The following is a 15,932-nucleotide window of genomic DNA, read 5'->3' as shown; positions in this document are numbered from 1 at the left end:
GCCCACGCCCGCGCTCGTGGAACCGGGAACCGCCGCCGGCGTCGTCGCCGCCGGGTCGAGGTTCGGAGTGGCCCCCGCTCCCGAGAGCCCGGAGGCGGTCGCCCCCGGTACCGCGGTGGTGGAGGCCGCGCCCGCGGTCGGCGTCGACGTGCCGGAACCCGACTCCGCCGCCCCCTCGGACAGCGCCCGGGTCAGGCGTCCCACGACGAGTCCGGCCACGGCGGCGACCGCGATGAACGTGCCCGGCTTGGCCCGCGCGTACGACTTCACCTCGGTCAGCAGCGACCCCGGGTCACGGTCGCCGATCCAGCCGGCGATGCCCTGGATACGGGTGGAGGCCTGACGGACCAGATCCGCCGCGACCCCGCCCTCGGCGTTCTGCGCCATCGAGCCGAGCTCTCCGCCGACCGACCGCAGCCCGTCCGCGACGCGACGCTGCTGGATCGCCGCCTGCTCCGACAGCTCGGCCGTGGTCTGGTGGTACAGGTCGCGGATCTGGTCCTTCGCCTCGTGCGCCACAGCGCCGGCCTCGGCCTTCGCGGTCTCGACGACCCCCGCCGCCTCATCCTTCGCGGTACCGGCGACCCCGGCCGCCTCGTGCGCGGCGGTCTTCACGGTCCCCGGCGACTCGTCCGTGCCGCCGCCGGCGACACCCTGTGCATTGCTCTGCGACATCGTTCTTCCTCTCGACTCCGCGCCGACGGCCGCCGACGTGCAGGCAGGTCTACTCCCCCCTCCGGGTATCACGGCGAGGGTTGACGCGGCTCGTCCAGGGGTTTACCTTGCGAGGACGCCGAGCCCGGTGCACCGCCCCCTACGATGGGCGCATGGCCGACAAGCCGCAGTGGCTCATCCGCGAGGACGCGAGCGTCCCCGTGCTGGTCGCGCTCGCCCTGCGGCAACTGCTGGGCATCCGCGCGCCGGAGGACCTGCCCACCCTCCGGGAGCTCCCCGTGCGAGCGCCGGATGCCGTGGACGCCTCGCCCGCCATCGAGGCGCAGTGGCGCGACTACTGGGACATGACGGTCGAGCCACGGGCGCATCACTCCGGGGTGCCGCTCGAGCTCATCGACGGGTTCGAGACGCTCGTCGCGCTGCCCGCGACCGGGGCCGACGAGCTCGCCGCGGCGATCCGGCCGCACGCCGCGACTGCCCTGCGCTTCGCCCACGCGGCGCACGACCGCTACGTCGGCGCCATGACCAGCCACACCGGCGGCGACGCCTACCGCGCCTATGCGAGCGCGATCGCGGAGTTCGAGCGGGAGATCGGTCGGCGCGCCCACTCGTTCGAGCTGAACGTGCAGGTGCTCCCGCTGTCACAGCGGGGCATCTGGTGGATCGGGGCACTGTCGGTCGCGGTGACCGACGGCCTGCGGCGTGACGTGGTGGCGTTCGACGCGGCCATCCGGCCCGTGATCGCCGAGCTGGCCTGAGCTCAGTCCTCGCCGTCGACGACGGTCTCGCGGTCGACCTTCACCACGCGGTCGTGGCGCCTCGCGACCCGCTCCAGCACGAGCCCGGCGACCCCGCCGAGCGCGAGACCGAACGGCACGGTCCACAGCAGCAGGAACCCGAACACCTGACCGGGGGGATACACCACGTCGAGCGCCTGCGACTCGTCGTAGCTGCCCATCATCGTGAGGACGCCCGCGACGACGACCCCGAGCACGACCCCGATGCCCATGAGCACGCCGTACCGCGGCACACGGCGCACGGTCGCTTCGACGGTCTGGTGGGAATCCTGGGGGGCCATGTCTCCATTGTCCCACCGTCCGGGCGGGTCGGGCACCCGGCCCCCTGCGCACCCGCCCTCCCCCGGGTCGTCCGGGAGAGGGCGGGTGCGTCCGCGGCTCAGCCCTCGGTGGTCTCCGGCTCGGCCTGTGCCGTGCGGCTGCGGCGGGCGATCAGCACGCCTCCTCCGGCGGCGAGCGCCACGACGACGAGGCCGCCGACGATCCACGGCCAGACCGGTGCACCCTCCGTGTCGGCCGGCTCCGTCACCGCGGTGACCGCCGCGCTCGCCCCCGCGTCCGCCTCCGGCTCCTCCGCCACGGCCGTGCCGCACGCGGTGTCGACGGGGATCACGGCGGTCACCGGGTCGAGCTGCTCCCCCGCCTGATACGTGCCGAAGGCCGCGGCCCCCGCCTCGGTGAGCGTCGTGGCCACCGCGTCCAGCCGGAGCGCGCCGTCGACGACCGCGGCGTCCGCGAGCGGGAACTCCGCGAGTCGCACGCCCTGCTGGTCGACGCTCTCCCCGGCCTGCGTGGTGCCGGTCACGTCGAACACCAGGTAGCCGGTGTCGCCCGCGAGCTCGACCCTGGCGTTCCCGAGCGTGGTGTTCAGCGCACCGTCGTGACCCGTGAACGCGATGCTGCCGCCGTAGGTGACGAGCCCGGTGAGCGCGGTGCCGTCGAGCGAGCCCGCACCGTTCTCCCACACGAAGTCGGGGTAGCGGTAGGCCACGTCGGTCAGGGTCCAGCCACCCTTCGCAATGCCCTCGATGTAGGTGCGGAACGACTCCTTGTACCCCCAGTTCAGCGTCGCCCCCTCGACCGTGCACGTGCCGATCGCGGCGGTCGCGCGAGCGAGGGTGAACGCGAGACCGCGGTCGACCGATCCCTGGAACGTGAGCGTGTGCGCGCCGTCCTCGAGCGCGGCGGGCAGGGCGCCCGACCAGGTCGCGACACCCGAGGCATCGGCGGTCACGGTGTCGAGCAGCACGGGCGTGGAGTACACCACGACCTTGATGCCCTCCTCGTTGGGGCGGAACCCGGAGGCGGTCACGGTGGCCGGCTGCCCGGACGCGAGCGCGGCGAGGTTCTGCTCGTCGACGTCGATGCCCTCGCTCGCCGGCGGGGTCGCGGGGAGCGTTGCCCGCTTCACGACCGCAGCGGCGGCGACGGTGCCGGTCGACCCCGAGGGTGCCGCGGCGGCCGAGCCGATCGTGAACGTGACCGGGTCGAGCGTGGTGGAGTAGCCCGAGAGCACGCGGTCACGACCGGCGGCCGTCAGCGTGGCGGGGGCGCCCGAGTAGGTCACGGCTCCGTTCGCCGTGATCCGGGCCGCGCGCGTCAGGTCGAGCGTCGCGAACGGCACCTGGGCGCCGCCGCTGGTCACGTACACCGTCGCTGCTCCCGCCGAGGTCACCCGCACCACGGGGTCGGAGACCGTGACGTCGAGCACGCCGTGGTGACCGGTGAAGCGCACGGCGCCGCGGTAGACCACGCTGCCGAGGCCGGTGCTCGCGTCGTAGTCGCCGCCGACGGTCTGCCCGAACTGGAACTGTCCGCCGGAGCGCGTCGCGCCGCCGGACACCTGGATGGCGCCTTGCGCGATGGGACCGGCGACGTAGTTCGCGAACGACGTGGAGATGGCCCAGCGCAGCGAGCCGCCCGGCACGCTCACCGGCGGCGTCGTCGGCGTCACGGGCGGCTTCGGCTCCGCCGGCTCCTCCGGCTCGTCGCCGAGCAGCGCCGTCCACTGCGCGTCGGTGATCGTGACCGCGGCGCGCGCGTGGATCGTGGCGTCGTTCGGCATCGTGTGCTGCTTCCACACGATCACCTCGTAGGTCTGGGTGCGGTCGAGGTTCTTCGCGGCGGTGTTCAGGTCGACCGTGAACGCACCGGCGTCGATGTTCCGCACGTACTGCATCGCGAGGAAGCCGCCGCCGGCCGTGACGTCGGCCTCGGTCCCCGCCTTGATGAGCGCCACGTAGGCGCCGGTGACCGCGCCGAGCTTCGCCGCGGCTGCCGTGACGGTCAGGCCGTCCTTCGCGGTGGCGGACTCCACCGACGCGGTGAGCGTGGGGGCGATGCGGTAGTCCAGGGCGACGCTGCGCTCCTGGTCGGCGTTGCGCACACCGCCTGCCGCGTAGGTGTAGACACCGTAAGAGCCGGGGGTCGCGGGCGTGTCCTTCAGGGTGAGCGTCACCTGGAACGAGCCGTCGGCGGAGATGTCGACCCACTGCGCACGGATCGCGCCCTGATACTGCGCGGGCACCTGGTCCAGCACACCCTCGGCGAGCGCCCAGGCCTGGGCACCGACGGAGCGTGTCGACGATGCGGCGCCCGTGGACGGCTGCCAGTCCGCACCGAAGTTACCGAACACCACGTAGGTGCCCTGCGGCAGGTGCGCGGGGATGGGCACGCCGCGCCCGCCGACGTTCGCGGTCGGGTCGTAGCCGCTGCCCTTCACGACGATCCGGTCACCGGCCCAGAGCGCGACGCCGGTCGCGGGGGTCACGCCGTCGGCGAGGAACACCTCGATCGCCGCGGACGGCTCGCCCTCGCCGGGATCGGTGCCCGGGTCGCTACCCGGATCCGTCTCGCCCGGGTCCGTCTCGCCCGGGTCGGTCTCGCCGGGGTCGGTCTCGCCGGGGTCGGTGCCGGGGTCGGTCTCGCCGGGGTCGGTGCCCGGGTCGGTCTCACCGGGGTCCGTCTCTCCCGGGTCGGTCTCACCGGGATCGGTGCCCGGGTCGGTCTCACCGGGATCGGTCGGCGTGGTGCCGAACAGCGCGTCCCACTGTGCCGCCGAGATCGCCACGTCGCCGCGGCCGTAGATGGTCGTCTCGTTCGGGTTGGAGTGCTGCTGCCACACGAGCACCTCGTACGCCTTCGTGCGGTCGAGCGATCCCACGGCGGCGGTGAGGGCGAAGCTGCTCGCGCCGCCCTCCACGCGCGGGAACGGCAGCGCGAACGCGGCGTAGCCGCCGGACCCGGTCAGACCGCTCTCGGTGCCCTTCACGATGAGCGCGGCGTAGGCGCCGGTCACGTCGGGCAGACCGCTCGCCTGCACCTGCACGGAGAGACCGGCGGTGTCTGCGGAGGTGACGGTGGGGGTCACGGTTCCGCCGGCGGCGTGCGCGGGTGGGACGATCACCGCCCCGGCGGCGATGAGGAGGACGGAGATCAGGGCGGCGAGCAGGGCGCGCAGGCGCGGGCTCCCGGGGGATGCGATGGCTGTGTCGTTCACGATTCTCCACGGCCGCCGGGCGCGCTCGGGAGCGCTCCGGCGAGGCCGCACGGGCAGTCGGGCGAGGATGGAATATTGGTTAGGCTCAGCTAAGTAAGCCGTCGATCCCGAGCGTAGGGCGCTCGCCACGACAGCGTCAAGTTTTAGGATAGCCTTGCCTAATGCGACGCCTCTCCGCCCTCGTCCTGGCTGCCGCTCTCGCCGTCGGACTCGCCGCCTGCGCCGACCCCGACGCCACCGCCGCGGCCCCGCCGGCCGTCGACGACACCTGCCCTCAGGCCTCGGTCCCCCTCACCGAGCTCGACCTCGTGGACGACGTCCGCACCGCCACGGGTCCCGCGACCGCCTGCCTCGCCAGCCACGCGATCACCCCGGTCGACGACCGCACCGCGCCCCAGCTGCCCGTGACGGTGACCGACAGCGAGGGTCGGACGGTCGAGGTGACCGACGTCGACCGCATCCTCCCGATCGACATCTCCGGCACCATCGCGTCCACGGTGTTCGCGCTCGGCCTGGGCGACCAGGTGGTCGGCCGCGACTCCTCGACCCTGTTCCCCGGCACCGAGGAGCTGCCCGTGGTCACGAAGACCGGCCACACGCTCAACCCCGAGGCGATCCTCGGGCTCGCTCCCACCGTCATCCTCACCGACACCACGATCGGCCCGAAGGAAGTCCGCCAGCAGCTCCGGGACGCCGGGATCGCGGTCGTCGTCATCTCGGGCGACCGTCGCCTCGACACCACCGATGCGCTCGTCACCGAGATCGCCGCCGCGCTCGGGGTGCCCAGCCGCGGCGCCGAGCTGATCGAGCGCCTCGATGCGCGGGTGGCGTCCGTGCTCGGCGAGATCGCGCAGGTGACCCCGGCCGCACCGGAGGACCGCGCCCGCATGCTGTTCCTCTACGTGCGCGGCAGCGCCAACGTCTACTACATCTTCGGCGCGGACTCGGGGGCGGACTCGCTCATCGATGCGGTCGGCGGTGTCGACGTCGCCTCCGAGATCGGCTGGGAGGGCATGAAGCCGATGACCGCGGAGGCCCTGGTCGCCGCGCAGCCGGACGTGCTCGTCATGATGACCGACGGCCTGGAGTCCGTGGGAGGCATCGACGGGCTGATCGAACGGATCCCCGCCGTGGCACAGACCCCCGCCGGGGCGAACCGCCGGGTGATCGACATGGCCGACGCGGAGATCCTGAGCTTCGGTCCCCGGTCGGCCGACGTGATCGGCGCCCTCGCCCGCGCGCTGTACACCGCCGAGCCGCCCCAGTGAGCGGCGAGGTCGTCACCCCCACGCCGGCGCGGCACCGCGGACTGCGCTTCGGGCTGGTCGTCACGGGGCTCCTCGTCGCCCTCGCCGTCACGTGCGTCGTCTCGATCACCAGCGGTCAGTACGACCTGTCGCCCACGGCGTTGCTGGGCGTGCTGCTGCGGGGCCTCGGCATCGACACCGCCTGGGCGCCGGACGCCGCCACGGACTACGGCGTGATCTACACCCTGCGACTGCCGCGCCTGGTGCTCGGCCTGCTCGTGGGCGCCGCGCTCGCGGTGTCCGGCGTGCTCATGCAGGCGATCTTCGGAAACCCCCTCGCCGACGCGGGCGTGGTGGGCGTCTCGTCGGGCGCGGCGCTCGGTGCGGCGGCCAGCATCACGTTCGGCCTCGCCACGTTCGGCATGTGGACCACCCCCGCGTTCGCGTTCCTGGGCGGGCTGGTCGCGGTCTTCTCCGTGTACCTCCTCAGCCGCTCGGGCGGCCGCACCGAGGTCGTGACCCTGCTGCTCACCGGCATCGCCATCAACGCGATCGCCGGGGCGGGCATGGCGTTCTTCACCTTCCTCGGCACCACGTCGACGCGCGAGCAGATCGTGTTCTGGCAGCTCGGGTCGCTCAACGGGGCCCTCTGGTCGAACATCCAGCTCGTGGCGCCGCTCGTCGCGATCGGCGTCGTGGTCGCCCTGATCGTCGCGCCGAGCCTCGACCTCTTCGCCCTCGGCGAGCGCACCGCCCGGCACCTCGGCGTGCGCGTGGAGCTGCTGCGCCTCGTGGTCATCGTGACCGTCGCACTGCTGGTGTGCGCCGCGGTCGCATTCGCCGGGATCATCGGTTTCGCCGGCCTCGTCGTGCCGCACCTCATGCGCATGATGATCGGACCCGCACACCTGCCCCTCGTGATCGCCTCGGCCCTCGGCGGCGCGCTGCTCATCGCGGTCGCCGACCTCGTCGCCCGCACGGCCGTTCCCCTGGCCGACCTTCCGATCGGCATGATCACCTCCCTCGTGGGCGGGCCGTTCTTCCTCTGGCTGCTGGTGCGCACGCGCCGTCGCTCGGGAGGGTGGGCATGATGCCGCGGCTGCGGGGCACCGGACTCACGGTGCGCGTGGGCGAGGGACGCACCATCCTCCACGACGCCTCGATCGACGTGCACGCGGGCGAGGTGCACGCGCTCGTCGGACCGAACGGCGCGGGCAAGTCCACCCTGTTCGGCGTGCTGGCGGGCGACGTCGCCCCGGCCTCCGGGGAGGTGCTCCTCGACGGCCGCCCGCTGCGAGACCTGCGGCCGCGTGCCCTCGCGCAGCAGCGGGCCGTGCTGCTGCAGGAGAACACGGTCACCTTCCCGTTCACCGCGGAACAGGTCGTGCGCATGGGCCGCACCCCGTGGGCGCGCACCCCCGCGGCCGACGACGACGACCGGATCGTCGCGGACGCCATGACGCAGACCGAGGTCACGGCGCTCGGGCCTCGCGCGGTGCCCTCCCTCTCCGGCGGCGAGCGCGCCCGCGTGGCCCTGGCCCGGGTGATCGCCCAGAGCACCGGCGTGCTGCTGCTGGACGAGCCCACCGCGGCCCTCGACCTCAAGCACCACGAAGACGTCATGCGGCTCCTCCGCGCCCGCGCCGCCGAGGGCGCCGCGGTGGCCATCGTGCTGCACGACCTGAATGCCGCGCTCGCGCACGCCGACCGCGTGACCCTGCTCGCGGACGGCCGCGTCACCGCCGGCGGAACCCCGGCCGAGGTGCTCACGGCCTCCCGGATCGAGCAGGTCTACGGGCAGCCCGTCGACGTGTTCCCCCACCCGGCCACGGGCGTGCCCCTCGTGGTCGCGCGACGCTAGGGCCGCAGCGGCAGCACCCCGGCGAGGTCGGCCCTGGTGCCGGAGGCGTGCACCCGACCGGACTCGGCCGCGGCGGTCCAGGCCTCGGCCCCCGTGGCGACCGCGATCCAGGTCGCCGCGTCCATCTCCACGACGTTCGGCGGGGTGCCCCGGGTGTGCCGCGGGCCCTGGATCACCTGCACGGCCCCGAACGGCGGCACTCGCACCTCGACGCTGTTGCCCGGCGCCTTCTCGTCGAGCAGCTGCAGCAGATACCGCACCGCGGTCGCGAGCGACGTGCGCGGGGGCCTCTCGCCCGCCGCCTCCGCCGCCCGGACGGCGTCGAGCGCCGCACGACCGTCGATGATGTCGATCTTCCTCGCCATGGCTCCACCCTAGAACCGCGGCCCCGCACCCGGCCGCGGCCTAAGCTCGGGGTATGAGCATGCACCCCCAGGGCGCGCGCGCCGAGCTGCTCGCCGCCGCCACGGATCACACCTGGGGCGTGCCGATCCCGCCGCTCGCCGACCCGCGCACCGCGCACGACGCCGCCGTGCTCATCCTGTTCGGCGTGCTCGACCGCACCCCGGCCCCCGCCGCCGACGCCGCCGTCTCGCGCGACCTCGACGTGCTGCTGCAGCGCCGCGCCCCCACGCTGTCGTCCCACCCCGGGCAGGTATCGTTCCCCGGTGGTCGCGTCGAGCCAACCGACGCGGATGCCGTGGCCACCGCCCTGCGCGAGGCCGAGGAGGAGACAGGGCTCGACCCCGCGGGGGTCGAGGTGCTGTCGACCCTCCCGGTCATCCCGCTCGCCGCGAGCAACCACCTCGTCACGCCCGTGCTCGCCTGGTGGCAGTCGCCGTCGCGGGTCGTCGCCGTCGATCATGCGGAGACCGTCGAGGTGTTCCGCGTGCCGGTGGCCCAGCTGCTCGACCCCGCGACTCGGTTCACCTCGACGCTGTCGCGGATGGGCCGCACGTTCCGCGGCCCGGCGTTCGACGTGGACGGCACCATCGTGTGGGGGTTCACGGCCATGGTGCTCGATGCCCTGTTCGACGCCACCGGCTGGACGGTGCCGTGGGATGCGACCGTGGAGCGGCCCATCGAGCTGTGACGCGCGGGCGGCCGAAACCCGCCGTACCGGCCTCGGTAGGCTGGACGGGTGAAGATCCTCGTCCTCGGTTCCGGTGCCCGTGAGCACGCGATCATCCTCGCCCTCCGCGCAGAGGAGGTGGAGCACGAGATCGTCGTCGCCCCGGGCAACGCCGGCATCGCGCACGACGCGACGCCCGTGTCGGTCGACCCGCTCGACGCGGCCGCGGTCACGGCGTTCGCGAACGAGCACGCGGTCGACCTCGTCGTGATCGGGCCGGAGGCTCCGCTGGTCGCCGGTGTCGCCGACGAGCTCCGCGAGCGCGGCATCCCCGTGTTCGGACCGGGCAGGGCCGCGGCGCAGCTGGAGGGGTCGAAGTCGTTCGCCAAGCGGGTCATGGACGCCGCGGGCGTGCCGACCGGGCGGGCCGTGCGTGCCGCGACGACCGCTGAGGTCGAGGCCGCGTTCGACGACCTGGGCGCCCCGTACGTGGTCAAGGCCGACGGGCTCGCCGCGGGCAAGGGCGTGATCGTGACGGACGACCGCGCCGAGGCGCTCGCGCACGCCGCGCAGTACCTTCCCGCCGGGCCCGTGCTCGTGGAGGAGTTCCTGTCCGGTCCCGAGGTGTCGCTGTTCTTCCTGAGCGACGGCGACACCGTGCGGGCGCTCAGCCCCGCGCAGGACTTCAAGCGGGCGTACGACGGCGACGCCGGTCCCAACACGGGCGGCATGGGCGCGTACTCCCCGCTGCCGTGGCTCGCGGAGCAGTTCGGCAGCGAGCAGGCCTTCGTCGAGGAGGTCACGCGCGACGTGGCGCTCCCCGTGGTCCGGCAGCTCGACGCGGAGGGCACGCCGTTCATCGGGCTGCTGTACGCCGGGCTCATCCTCACCCCGAACGGCGTGCGGGTGATCGAGTTCAACGCGCGCTTCGGCGACCCCGAGACGCAGGTCGTGCTGCCGCGGCTGCAGACCCCGCTGTCGCAGTTGCTGTTCGCCGCGGCCTCGGGCACGCTCGAGGATCAGCCGGAGCCGGAGTTCCGTGACGACGCCGCCATCACCGTGGTCCTCGCGAGCGAGGGCTACCCGGAGTCGCCGCAGACCGGCCGTCCGATCGAGGGCCTGGACGCGGCGGCCGAGGTCGAGGGTGTGCGCCTGGTGCACGCCGCGACCGCGAGCCCCGACGCGCCCGGAGGCTCCCTCATCGCCACGGGCGGCCGCGTGCTGAACGTGGTCGCCGTCGCCCCGGACTTCCGCACGGCGCGCGACCGCGCGTACGACGCGATCGGGCGCATCCGACTCGAGGGCGCGCACTTCCGCAGCGACATCGCCGCCCGCGTCGCCGAGTAGCGCGCGGCCCGGTTCAGCCGGCGGTCGCCGCAGCGAGCAGCAGCGCGGTCGCCTGGTCGACGATGGCGCGACGCTCGGACGGGATCTCCGTGCCCTTCGTCGGCTCCTTCGGCAGAGGGGTGTGCAGGTGCCCGCCGCGGATGTCGTCGCGGCCGAGCGCCTGACGCAGGCGGTTCACGCGGTACATGCTCTCGTTGGAGAGGTACGCCCCGCCGGAGCCGGATGAGGCGAACGCACCCGCTACGGGCGCCACCGTGTCGCACTGGACACCGTCGTCGGCGCGCTCGGCCGTCGTCGCCGTGCAGGTGATCGGGTTGAGCTTCACCCCGTATGGCGTGGTCCCTGCGGCGATCATGGCGTCGACGGGCAGCGTGGTCTCGATGAACTGCGGCTCGGTGTCCGGCTGCGGGAACGACGACGCGAACGGCACCTCCTCGCGATATCCCTCCTTCTCCCCGGCACCGACGTTGTCCGGGGTTCCGTCACGCCAGGCTCCCGCCCACTGCTCGATCTCGAAGTCGTCGTAGCCGCCCTGGCTCACGGTGACGGCGAGGTCGGCGTCGGCGTCGCCCTCGGCGAGAGCCGGGGCGAAGGCCCGTTCGACGGCCTCGTCGTCGAACGCCTGCCAGTTCACCGGCAGCATGACCGCCTGGAACACGACCGGCCCGGTGGGCGTGTCGATCGTGCGGCCGTCGAGGTGAAGCGCGATCGAGGCGGCGGGATTGCTCAGCCCCGGGGTCTTCTCCCAGTCGCCGAACGGATCGAATCCGCTGAGCATGACGTGCCGAGCGCCGTCGGACGCGAACACCGCGTCGCCGTACCCGCGTGACGCATCCTCCAGCGCGGCGAGGGCGGCATCGAGGTGCTTCGTCCGATCGCCATCGGATGCCCACTTCTTGAGGTCCACCCGCATCGCGAGCCGCGCCCAGTACAACCCGCGGTCCTCGTCGGCGCGCTCCTGATCACTCCCCTGCGCTGCGGTCACCGCTGCGGTCCACAGCGCCTGGCCCGACTCCTCCGCGAGGTCCGCGACGTCTCCGGCGTCAGCGTCGGCCAGAGCCGACCGGAAGTCGGCCACCACATCGGCGAGCCCTCCGCTCTCGATCATCGCGGCGGAGAGCGGTTCGTCGGAGCCGTCGAGAGGGAGCGACAGCCGAAGCTCTTCGGTGTTGAGCGCGGCCCCCGCATCATCGGTGGGGCTCGCGCTCGGAGCGGCGCCCGGGGAGGCGCAGCCCGTCACGGAGACGGCGACCGCCGCGACGGCGGTGAGCAGGCGGATGCGGCGGGCACCCGTGAACGGCGTGGGCATGGGATCTCCTTGCAGAGGAAGAGGGCAATGTGTAACACGATACCAACGCGGTGGGCGACGGCTGGGCGACGTCCGCAGCCGCCGACGGTATCCGGAACCCCGCCTCCGCGCCATCGTTCGCCGGAATCCTGCCACCGTCGAGCACGGCGCTTGACACCGCCGACTTTCTTCAAGAAAGTGACGGCATGCCCCTCCGTTCCGACTGGTCGTCCGCGACGTGCCCGATCGCCCGCTCGGCCGACGTGCTCGCCGACCCCTGGGTCCTCCTTCTTCTTCGCGAGCTGTTCTCCGGCCGCACCCGCTTCGACGAGCTGCGCGCGGCCACCGGTGCCGCCGACTCCGTGCTGTCGCGCCGGCTCACCGCCATGCACGACGCCGGGCTCCTGACCCGCGAAGACCCGAGCGAGGCTCGCAGCGGCTACCGCCTGACCGACGCCGGACTGGCGACGCTGCCGATCCTCCACGCGTACGCCCGCTTCAGCCGCACGACCGACCCGGACGGCCCCTGGGGGCTCGAGGTCTCGTGCGCGCGCTGCGGTGACACCGCCGTCTCCGTGGACTGGTGCGCGCACTGCGACGCCCCGCTCGACGCGCACAGCACCCGGTGGGCCCGGCGCAGCATGGGCGGCGAGCCGTTCGCGCTGCACACCGGAGCGAACGCATGACCGCCGAGTCCGTCGACGAGCCCGTACAGGACCCACCCGCACGCCGTCGCCGCCTCCACCCCGCCTGGACGGTCGCCCTCGTCGCCCTCATCGCCCTGATCGGCGCCGCGGGGTTCCGGGCGGCGCCGGGCGTGCTCATGGTGCCGCTGGAGGAGGAGTTCGGCTGGACGACGGCCGAGCTGTCGCTCGCGGTCTCCGTCAACCTGCTGCTGTACGGGCTGATCGCCCCCTTCGCGGCCGCGCTCATGCAACGCTTCGGCATCCGCGCGGTCACCGTCACCGCCCTGTTCGTGATCGGTGCGGGCGCCGCCCTGAGCGTGCTCGTCGCCACCCCCGCCCAGCTCATCCTCACGTGGGGCGTGCTGATCGGACTCGGCACCGGATCGATGGCGCTCGTGTTCGCCGCGACCATCACCGACACCTGGTTCGCGACGCGCCGCGGTCTCGTGTCCGGCGTGCTCACCGCGGGCAGCGCCACCGGGCAGCTGATCTTCCTGCCGGTCATCGCGGCCGCGGCGGAGGACATCGGCTGGCGCGGGGCGTCGTTCATCATCGCGGGCGGCGCGCTCGCGGTCGCACCCCTGGTGTGGATCTTCGTGCGCAACCGCCCGAGCGACCTCGGCGTCGGACGCTACGGCGAGCCCGCGCCCGCCTCCCCACCGGCACCCCTGCCCCGCGGCAACGCCTGGGGTGCCGCTGCCCTCGCCATCCGCACGCTCCGCGAGGCCGCCCGCACCAAGACGTTCTGGGCACTCGCGATCGGCTTCGCGATCTGCGGCGCGACCACGAACGGCCTGATCGGCACGCACTTCATCCCCAGCGCACACGACCACGGCATGCCGACCACGACAGCCGCCGGACTCCTGGCCGTGGTCGGGATCTTCGACATCGCGGGCACCGTGTTCTCCGGCTGGCTGACCGACCACGTCAACCCGCGCATCCTGCTCGCCGCGTACTACGCCCTGCGCGGGGTGAGCCTGCTGTTCCTGCCCAGCCTGCTGTCGGCCGAGGTGCAGCCCAGCATCATCGTGTTCATCGTGATCTACGGCCTCGACTGGGTCGCCACGGTGCCGCCGACGATCGCGCTGTGCCGCGAGGTGTTCGGCGACCGCGGCCCGCTGGTGTTCGGCTGGGTGTTCGCGGCTCACCAGATCGGTGCGGGCATCGCCTCGATCCTCGCCGGGCTCGTGCGCGACCACACCGGCCAGTACACGGTCGCGTGGTTCGCCGCCGCCGGCCTCTGCGCTGTCGCGGCACTGGTCAGCGCGACCATCCGCCGCCACCCCGCACCCGTCCGCGAGTAACGCGCCCCGCCGCGGAACGGATCGGTCAGAGCACCTTCGACAGGAAGTCCTGCAGGCGCTCGTTCTTGGGGGAGCCGAACAGCTCGGCGGGCGCAGCCTCCTCGACCACGACACCGCCGTCCATGAACACCGTGCGGTCGGACACCTCGCGCGCGAAGCCCATCTCGTGCGTCACGAGCACCATGGTCATGCCGCCCTCGGCCAGGTCGCGGATCACCTGCAGCACCTCGCCGACCATCTCCGGGTCGAGCGCACTGGTGGCCTCGTCGAACAGCATGATCTCGGGGTCCATCGCGAGTGCACGGGCGATGGCCACCCGCTGCTTCTGGCCTCCGGAGAGCGACGCGGGCTTGGCGTCCGCCTTCTCCGACAGTCCCACGCGCTCCAGCAGCGACAGCGCCCGCTCGCGCGCCTGGGCCTTGGTCATGCGGCCGAGCTCAACCGGCGCGAGGGTGATGTTCTCCAGCACGGTCATGTGCGGGAACAGGTTGAAGTGCTGGAAGACCATGCCGATGCGCTGGCGCACCTCGTCGAGCTTGACGCTCTTGTCGGTGAGGTCGACCCCGTCGATGACGACGTGCCCCGAGGTCGGCTCCTCGAGCTTGTTGAGGCACCGCAGCAGCGTGGACTTGCCCGAGCCGGAGGGCCCGATCACCGCGACGACCTCGCCGTCGTCGACCGTGAGGTCGATGCCCTTCAGGACCTCGTTGTCGCCGAACGACTTGTGCAGGTTCCTGACGTCGATCTTGCTCATGCGTTGAGCGTCCTCTCCAGGCGGTTCGCGAGCAGCGTCAGCAGCGTGATCACGACGAAGTAGATGATGGCGACGATGGTGAGCACCTGCGCCGACAGGTAGGTGGAGGCGATGATCTGGCGCGACACGAAGGTCAGCTCCGCGAGGCCGATCACGCTGATGAGCGAGGTGTCCTTGAGGGTGATGATGCCCTGGTTCACGAACGAGGGGATCATGATGCGGAACGCCTGCGGCAGCACGACCTTGCGCATCGTCTTCCAGTGGCTCAGGCCCAGCGAACGCGAGGCCTCGGCCTGACCGGGGTCGACCGCCTGGATACCGCCGCGGATGATCTCGGTCATGTAGGCACCGGTGTTGAGCGACAGCGTGATCGCACCGGCGACGAACGGGTCGAACTTCAGGTCGGGGATCAGCTGCGGGATCGCGAAGAACACGAAGAACGCCTGGATCAGGATCGGGGTGCCGCGGAACACGTACACGTAGGCCGTGGCGACCCAGCGGAACGGCGCGAACTTCGAGATGCGCCCGAAGCCGAAGATGATGCCGAGGATGAAGGCCGCGACCACCGCGACGATCGTGGCGAGGATCGTGAGCCACAGACCCTGCATGAGCGCGGGCCAGTACTTCACCGCGACGGAGATGATGTCGGTGGGCTGCGCGCTCTGCTCGCCCTCACCCGAGGCGAGGTACGTGTCGACGATCTCGTCGTACTCGCCCGAGTCCTGGAGGTTCGCGAGCCCCGCGTTGAACATCTCCAGCAGCTCGGCGTTCTGCCCCTTGTTGACCGCGAAGCCGTACTCGCCGCCGAGCTCCGGATCGCCGATCAGCCGGAAGCCCGACCCCTGCTGGATGCCGTACGCGAGCACCGGGAAGTCCTCGAAGTAGCCGACCGCCTGCCCGGCCTTCACGGCATCGACCATGTCGGTCGTGTCCTGGTAGGGCGTGATGCGGAAGCCGTACTTCTCCTGGTTCTCCTCGGCGAAGGTCTGGCCCTGCGTGCCGGTCTTGACCGCGACCGCCTTGCCGTCGAGGTCGTCGAGCGACTCGATGTCGCTGGACTCCAGCACCCCCAGCTGCACGCCGCTGGTGAAGTAGGGGTCGCTGAAGTCGAACGTCTGCTGGCGCTCCTCGGTGATTGACATGCCGGCCATCACCGCGTCGACCTGGTTGGACTGGAGGGCCTGCACGGCGGCGTCGAAGCCCAGCTGGCGGATCTCGACCTCGAAGCCCTGGTCCTTCGCGATCGCGCGCAGCAGGTCCATGTCGATGCCGACGAGCTCGCCGTTCGCGTCCGTGAACTCGAACGGGGCGAACGTGGTGTCGGTGCCGATCACGTAGGTCTCGCCCTCGGCCGCGGCGGGCGCGGCTCCGGCGAGGAGCGCCCCGGCGGCGACGAGCGCGG

At 72.6% G+C, this 15,932-nt stretch carries 14 protein-coding genes and 1 pseudogene; 8 read left to right on the top strand and 7 right to left on the bottom strand.

Annotated elements, in window-relative coordinates; all coding sequences use genetic code 11:
- Positions 1-675 (bottom strand): annotated as a pseudogene (locus tag DW309_RS15945) (hypothetical protein); the annotation flags it as partial.
- 152 nt (positions 676-827) lie between these two features.
- On the opposite strand from DW309_RS15945, the gene DW309_RS15940 reads away from it, so the two are divergent.
- The gene (locus DW309_RS15940; protein WP_136045920.1) at positions 828-1,433 is read left to right on the top strand and encodes a zinc-binding alcohol dehydrogenase; all 606 of its coding nucleotides are present in this window, start codon (positions 828-830) and stop codon (positions 1,431-1,433) included.
- Between the two features lie 2 nt (positions 1,434-1,435).
- Here DW309_RS15940 and DW309_RS15935 read toward each other — a convergent pair whose 3' ends face one another.
- Together DW309_RS15935 and DW309_RS15930 are read right to left on the bottom strand one after the other, a co-directional pair.
- Positions 1,436-1,753, bottom strand: coding sequence for a potassium transporter Trk (locus DW309_RS15935; RefSeq protein ID WP_136029158.1), 318 nt, complete (start codon positions 1,751-1,753; stop codon positions 1,436-1,438).
- 98 nt (positions 1,754-1,851) lie between these two features.
- Positions 1,852-4,971: an HtaA domain-containing protein gene (locus tag DW309_RS15930; protein ID WP_136045919.1), complete on the bottom strand. Its 3,120-nt coding sequence runs from the start codon at positions 4,969-4,971 to the stop codon at positions 1,852-1,854.
- A 161-nt stretch (positions 4,972-5,132) separates the two neighbouring features.
- On the opposite strand from DW309_RS15930, the gene DW309_RS15925 reads away from it, so the two are divergent.
- From DW309_RS15925 to DW309_RS15915, 3 genes are read left to right on the top strand one after another with little or no spacing between them, the layout of a single operon-like run.
- The gene (locus tag DW309_RS15925; protein ID WP_136045918.1) at positions 5,133-6,239 is read left to right on the top strand and encodes a heme/hemin ABC transporter substrate-binding protein; all 1,107 of its coding nucleotides are present in this window, start codon (positions 5,133-5,135) and stop codon (positions 6,237-6,239) included.
- The gene (locus DW309_RS15920) at positions 6,236-7,309 is read left to right on the top strand and encodes a FecCD family ABC transporter permease (RefSeq protein ID WP_136045917.1); all 1,074 of its coding nucleotides are present in this window, start codon (positions 6,236-6,238) and stop codon (positions 7,307-7,309) included. The genes DW309_RS15925 and DW309_RS15920 overlap by 4 nt, the downstream gene beginning before the upstream one ends.
- The gene (locus DW309_RS15915) at positions 7,306-8,079 is read left to right on the top strand and encodes a heme ABC transporter ATP-binding protein (RefSeq protein ID WP_136045916.1); all 774 of its coding nucleotides are present in this window, start codon (positions 7,306-7,308) and stop codon (positions 8,077-8,079) included. The genes DW309_RS15920 and DW309_RS15915 overlap by 4 nt, the downstream gene beginning before the upstream one ends.
- On the opposite strand, the gene DW309_RS15910 is transcribed toward DW309_RS15915, so the two are convergent.
- Complete coding sequence (locus tag DW309_RS15910) at positions 8,076-8,444, bottom strand: sterol carrier family protein (RefSeq protein ID WP_136032839.1); 369 nt, start codon at positions 8,442-8,444, stop codon at positions 8,076-8,078. The two genes, DW309_RS15915 and DW309_RS15910, sit on opposite strands and share 4 nt — an antisense overlap.
- 53 nt (positions 8,445-8,497) lie before the next feature.
- Between DW309_RS15910 and DW309_RS15905 the strand changes: the two genes are divergently transcribed.
- Positions 8,498-9,172, top strand: coding sequence for an NUDIX hydrolase (locus tag DW309_RS15905; RefSeq protein ID WP_136037306.1), 675 nt, complete (start codon positions 8,498-8,500; stop codon positions 9,170-9,172).
- A gap of 48 nt (positions 9,173-9,220) precedes the next feature.
- Entirely contained in the window at positions 9,221-10,498 is a 1,278-nt protein-coding gene (gene purD / locus DW309_RS15900) for a phosphoribosylamine--glycine ligase (RefSeq protein WP_136032835.1), read from the top strand.
- 13 nt (positions 10,499-10,511) lie between these two features.
- Here the strand turns inward: purD and DW309_RS15895 are convergent, their stop codons facing one another.
- Complete coding sequence (locus DW309_RS15895) at positions 10,512-11,807, bottom strand: PA0049 C-terminal domain-containing protein (RefSeq protein ID WP_136045915.1); 1,296 nt, start codon at positions 11,805-11,807, stop codon at positions 10,512-10,514.
- Positions 11,808-11,992: 185 nt separating this feature from the next.
- Here DW309_RS15895 and DW309_RS15890 point away from each other — a divergent pair, with 185 nt between their 5' ends.
- Both DW309_RS15890 and DW309_RS15885 read left to right on the top strand, forming a co-directional pair.
- Entirely contained in the window at positions 11,993-12,472 is a 480-nt protein-coding gene (locus DW309_RS15890; protein ID WP_136032833.1) for a winged helix-turn-helix transcriptional regulator, read from the top strand.
- Positions 12,469-13,776: an MFS transporter gene (locus DW309_RS15885; protein ID WP_136045914.1), complete on the top strand. Its 1,308-nt coding sequence runs from the start codon at positions 12,469-12,471 to the stop codon at positions 13,774-13,776. The genes DW309_RS15890 and DW309_RS15885 overlap by 4 nt, the downstream gene beginning before the upstream one ends.
- Before the next feature lie 25 nt (positions 13,777-13,801).
- Here DW309_RS15885 and DW309_RS15880 read toward each other — a convergent pair whose 3' ends face one another.
- Positions 13,802-14,530 carry an amino acid ABC transporter ATP-binding protein gene (locus DW309_RS15880; protein ID WP_136032829.1) on the bottom strand — a complete coding sequence of 243 codons (729 nt, stop codon included), beginning with the start codon at positions 14,528-14,530 and terminating at the stop codon, positions 13,802-13,804.
- A partial coding sequence (locus tag DW309_RS15875; RefSeq protein ID WP_136045913.1) for an amino acid ABC transporter substrate-binding protein/permease occupies positions 14,527-15,932 on the bottom strand: 1,406 nt, incomplete at its 5' end. The genes DW309_RS15880 and DW309_RS15875, both read right to left, overlap by 4 nt.

The organism is Microbacterium sp. K41 (assembly GCF_004794395.1).
Taxonomy (GTDB): domain Bacteria; phylum Actinomycetota; class Actinomycetes; order Actinomycetales; family Microbacteriaceae; genus Microbacterium; species Microbacterium sufflavum.
The sequence above is the reverse complement of the archived record's forward strand: the minus strand, read 5'-3'. Positions and strand labels throughout refer to the sequence as shown.

What these genes read in the sequence shown, in the direction of transcription:
- DW309_RS15910 (WP_136032839.1), bottom strand. Translation starts at nt 8,444, where the DNA reads ATGGCGAGGAAGATCGACATCATCGACGGTCGTGCGGCGCTCGACGCC.
- DW309_RS15935 (WP_136029158.1), bottom strand. Translation starts at nt 1,753, where the DNA reads ATGGCCCCCCAGGATTCCCACCAGACCGTCGAAGCGACCGTGCGCCGT.
- DW309_RS15915 (WP_136045916.1), top strand. Translation starts at nt 7,306, where the DNA reads ATGATGCCGCGGCTGCGGGGCACCGGACTCACGGTGCGCGTGGGCGAG.
- DW309_RS15925 (WP_136045918.1), top strand. Translation starts at nt 5,133, where the DNA reads ATGCGACGCCTCTCCGCCCTCGTCCTGGCTGCCGCTCTCGCCGTCGGA.
- DW309_RS15940 (WP_136045920.1), top strand. Translation starts at nt 828, where the DNA reads ATGGCCGACAAGCCGCAGTGGCTCATCCGCGAGGACGCGAGCGTCCCC.
- DW309_RS15905 (WP_136037306.1), top strand. Translation starts at nt 8,498, where the DNA reads ATGAGCATGCACCCCCAGGGCGCGCGCGCCGAGCTGCTCGCCGCCGCC.
- DW309_RS15890 (WP_136032833.1), top strand. Translation starts at nt 11,993, where the DNA reads ATGCCCCTCCGTTCCGACTGGTCGTCCGCGACGTGCCCGATCGCCCGC.
- DW309_RS15880 (WP_136032829.1), bottom strand. Translation starts at nt 14,530, where the DNA reads ATGAGCAAGATCGACGTCAGGAACCTGCACAAGTCGTTCGGCGACAAC.
- DW309_RS15895 (WP_136045915.1), bottom strand. Translation starts at nt 11,807, where the DNA reads ATGCCCACGCCGTTCACGGGTGCCCGCCGCATCCGCCTGCTCACCGCC.
- DW309_RS15885 (WP_136045914.1), top strand. Translation starts at nt 12,469, where the DNA reads ATGACCGCCGAGTCCGTCGACGAGCCCGTACAGGACCCACCCGCACGC.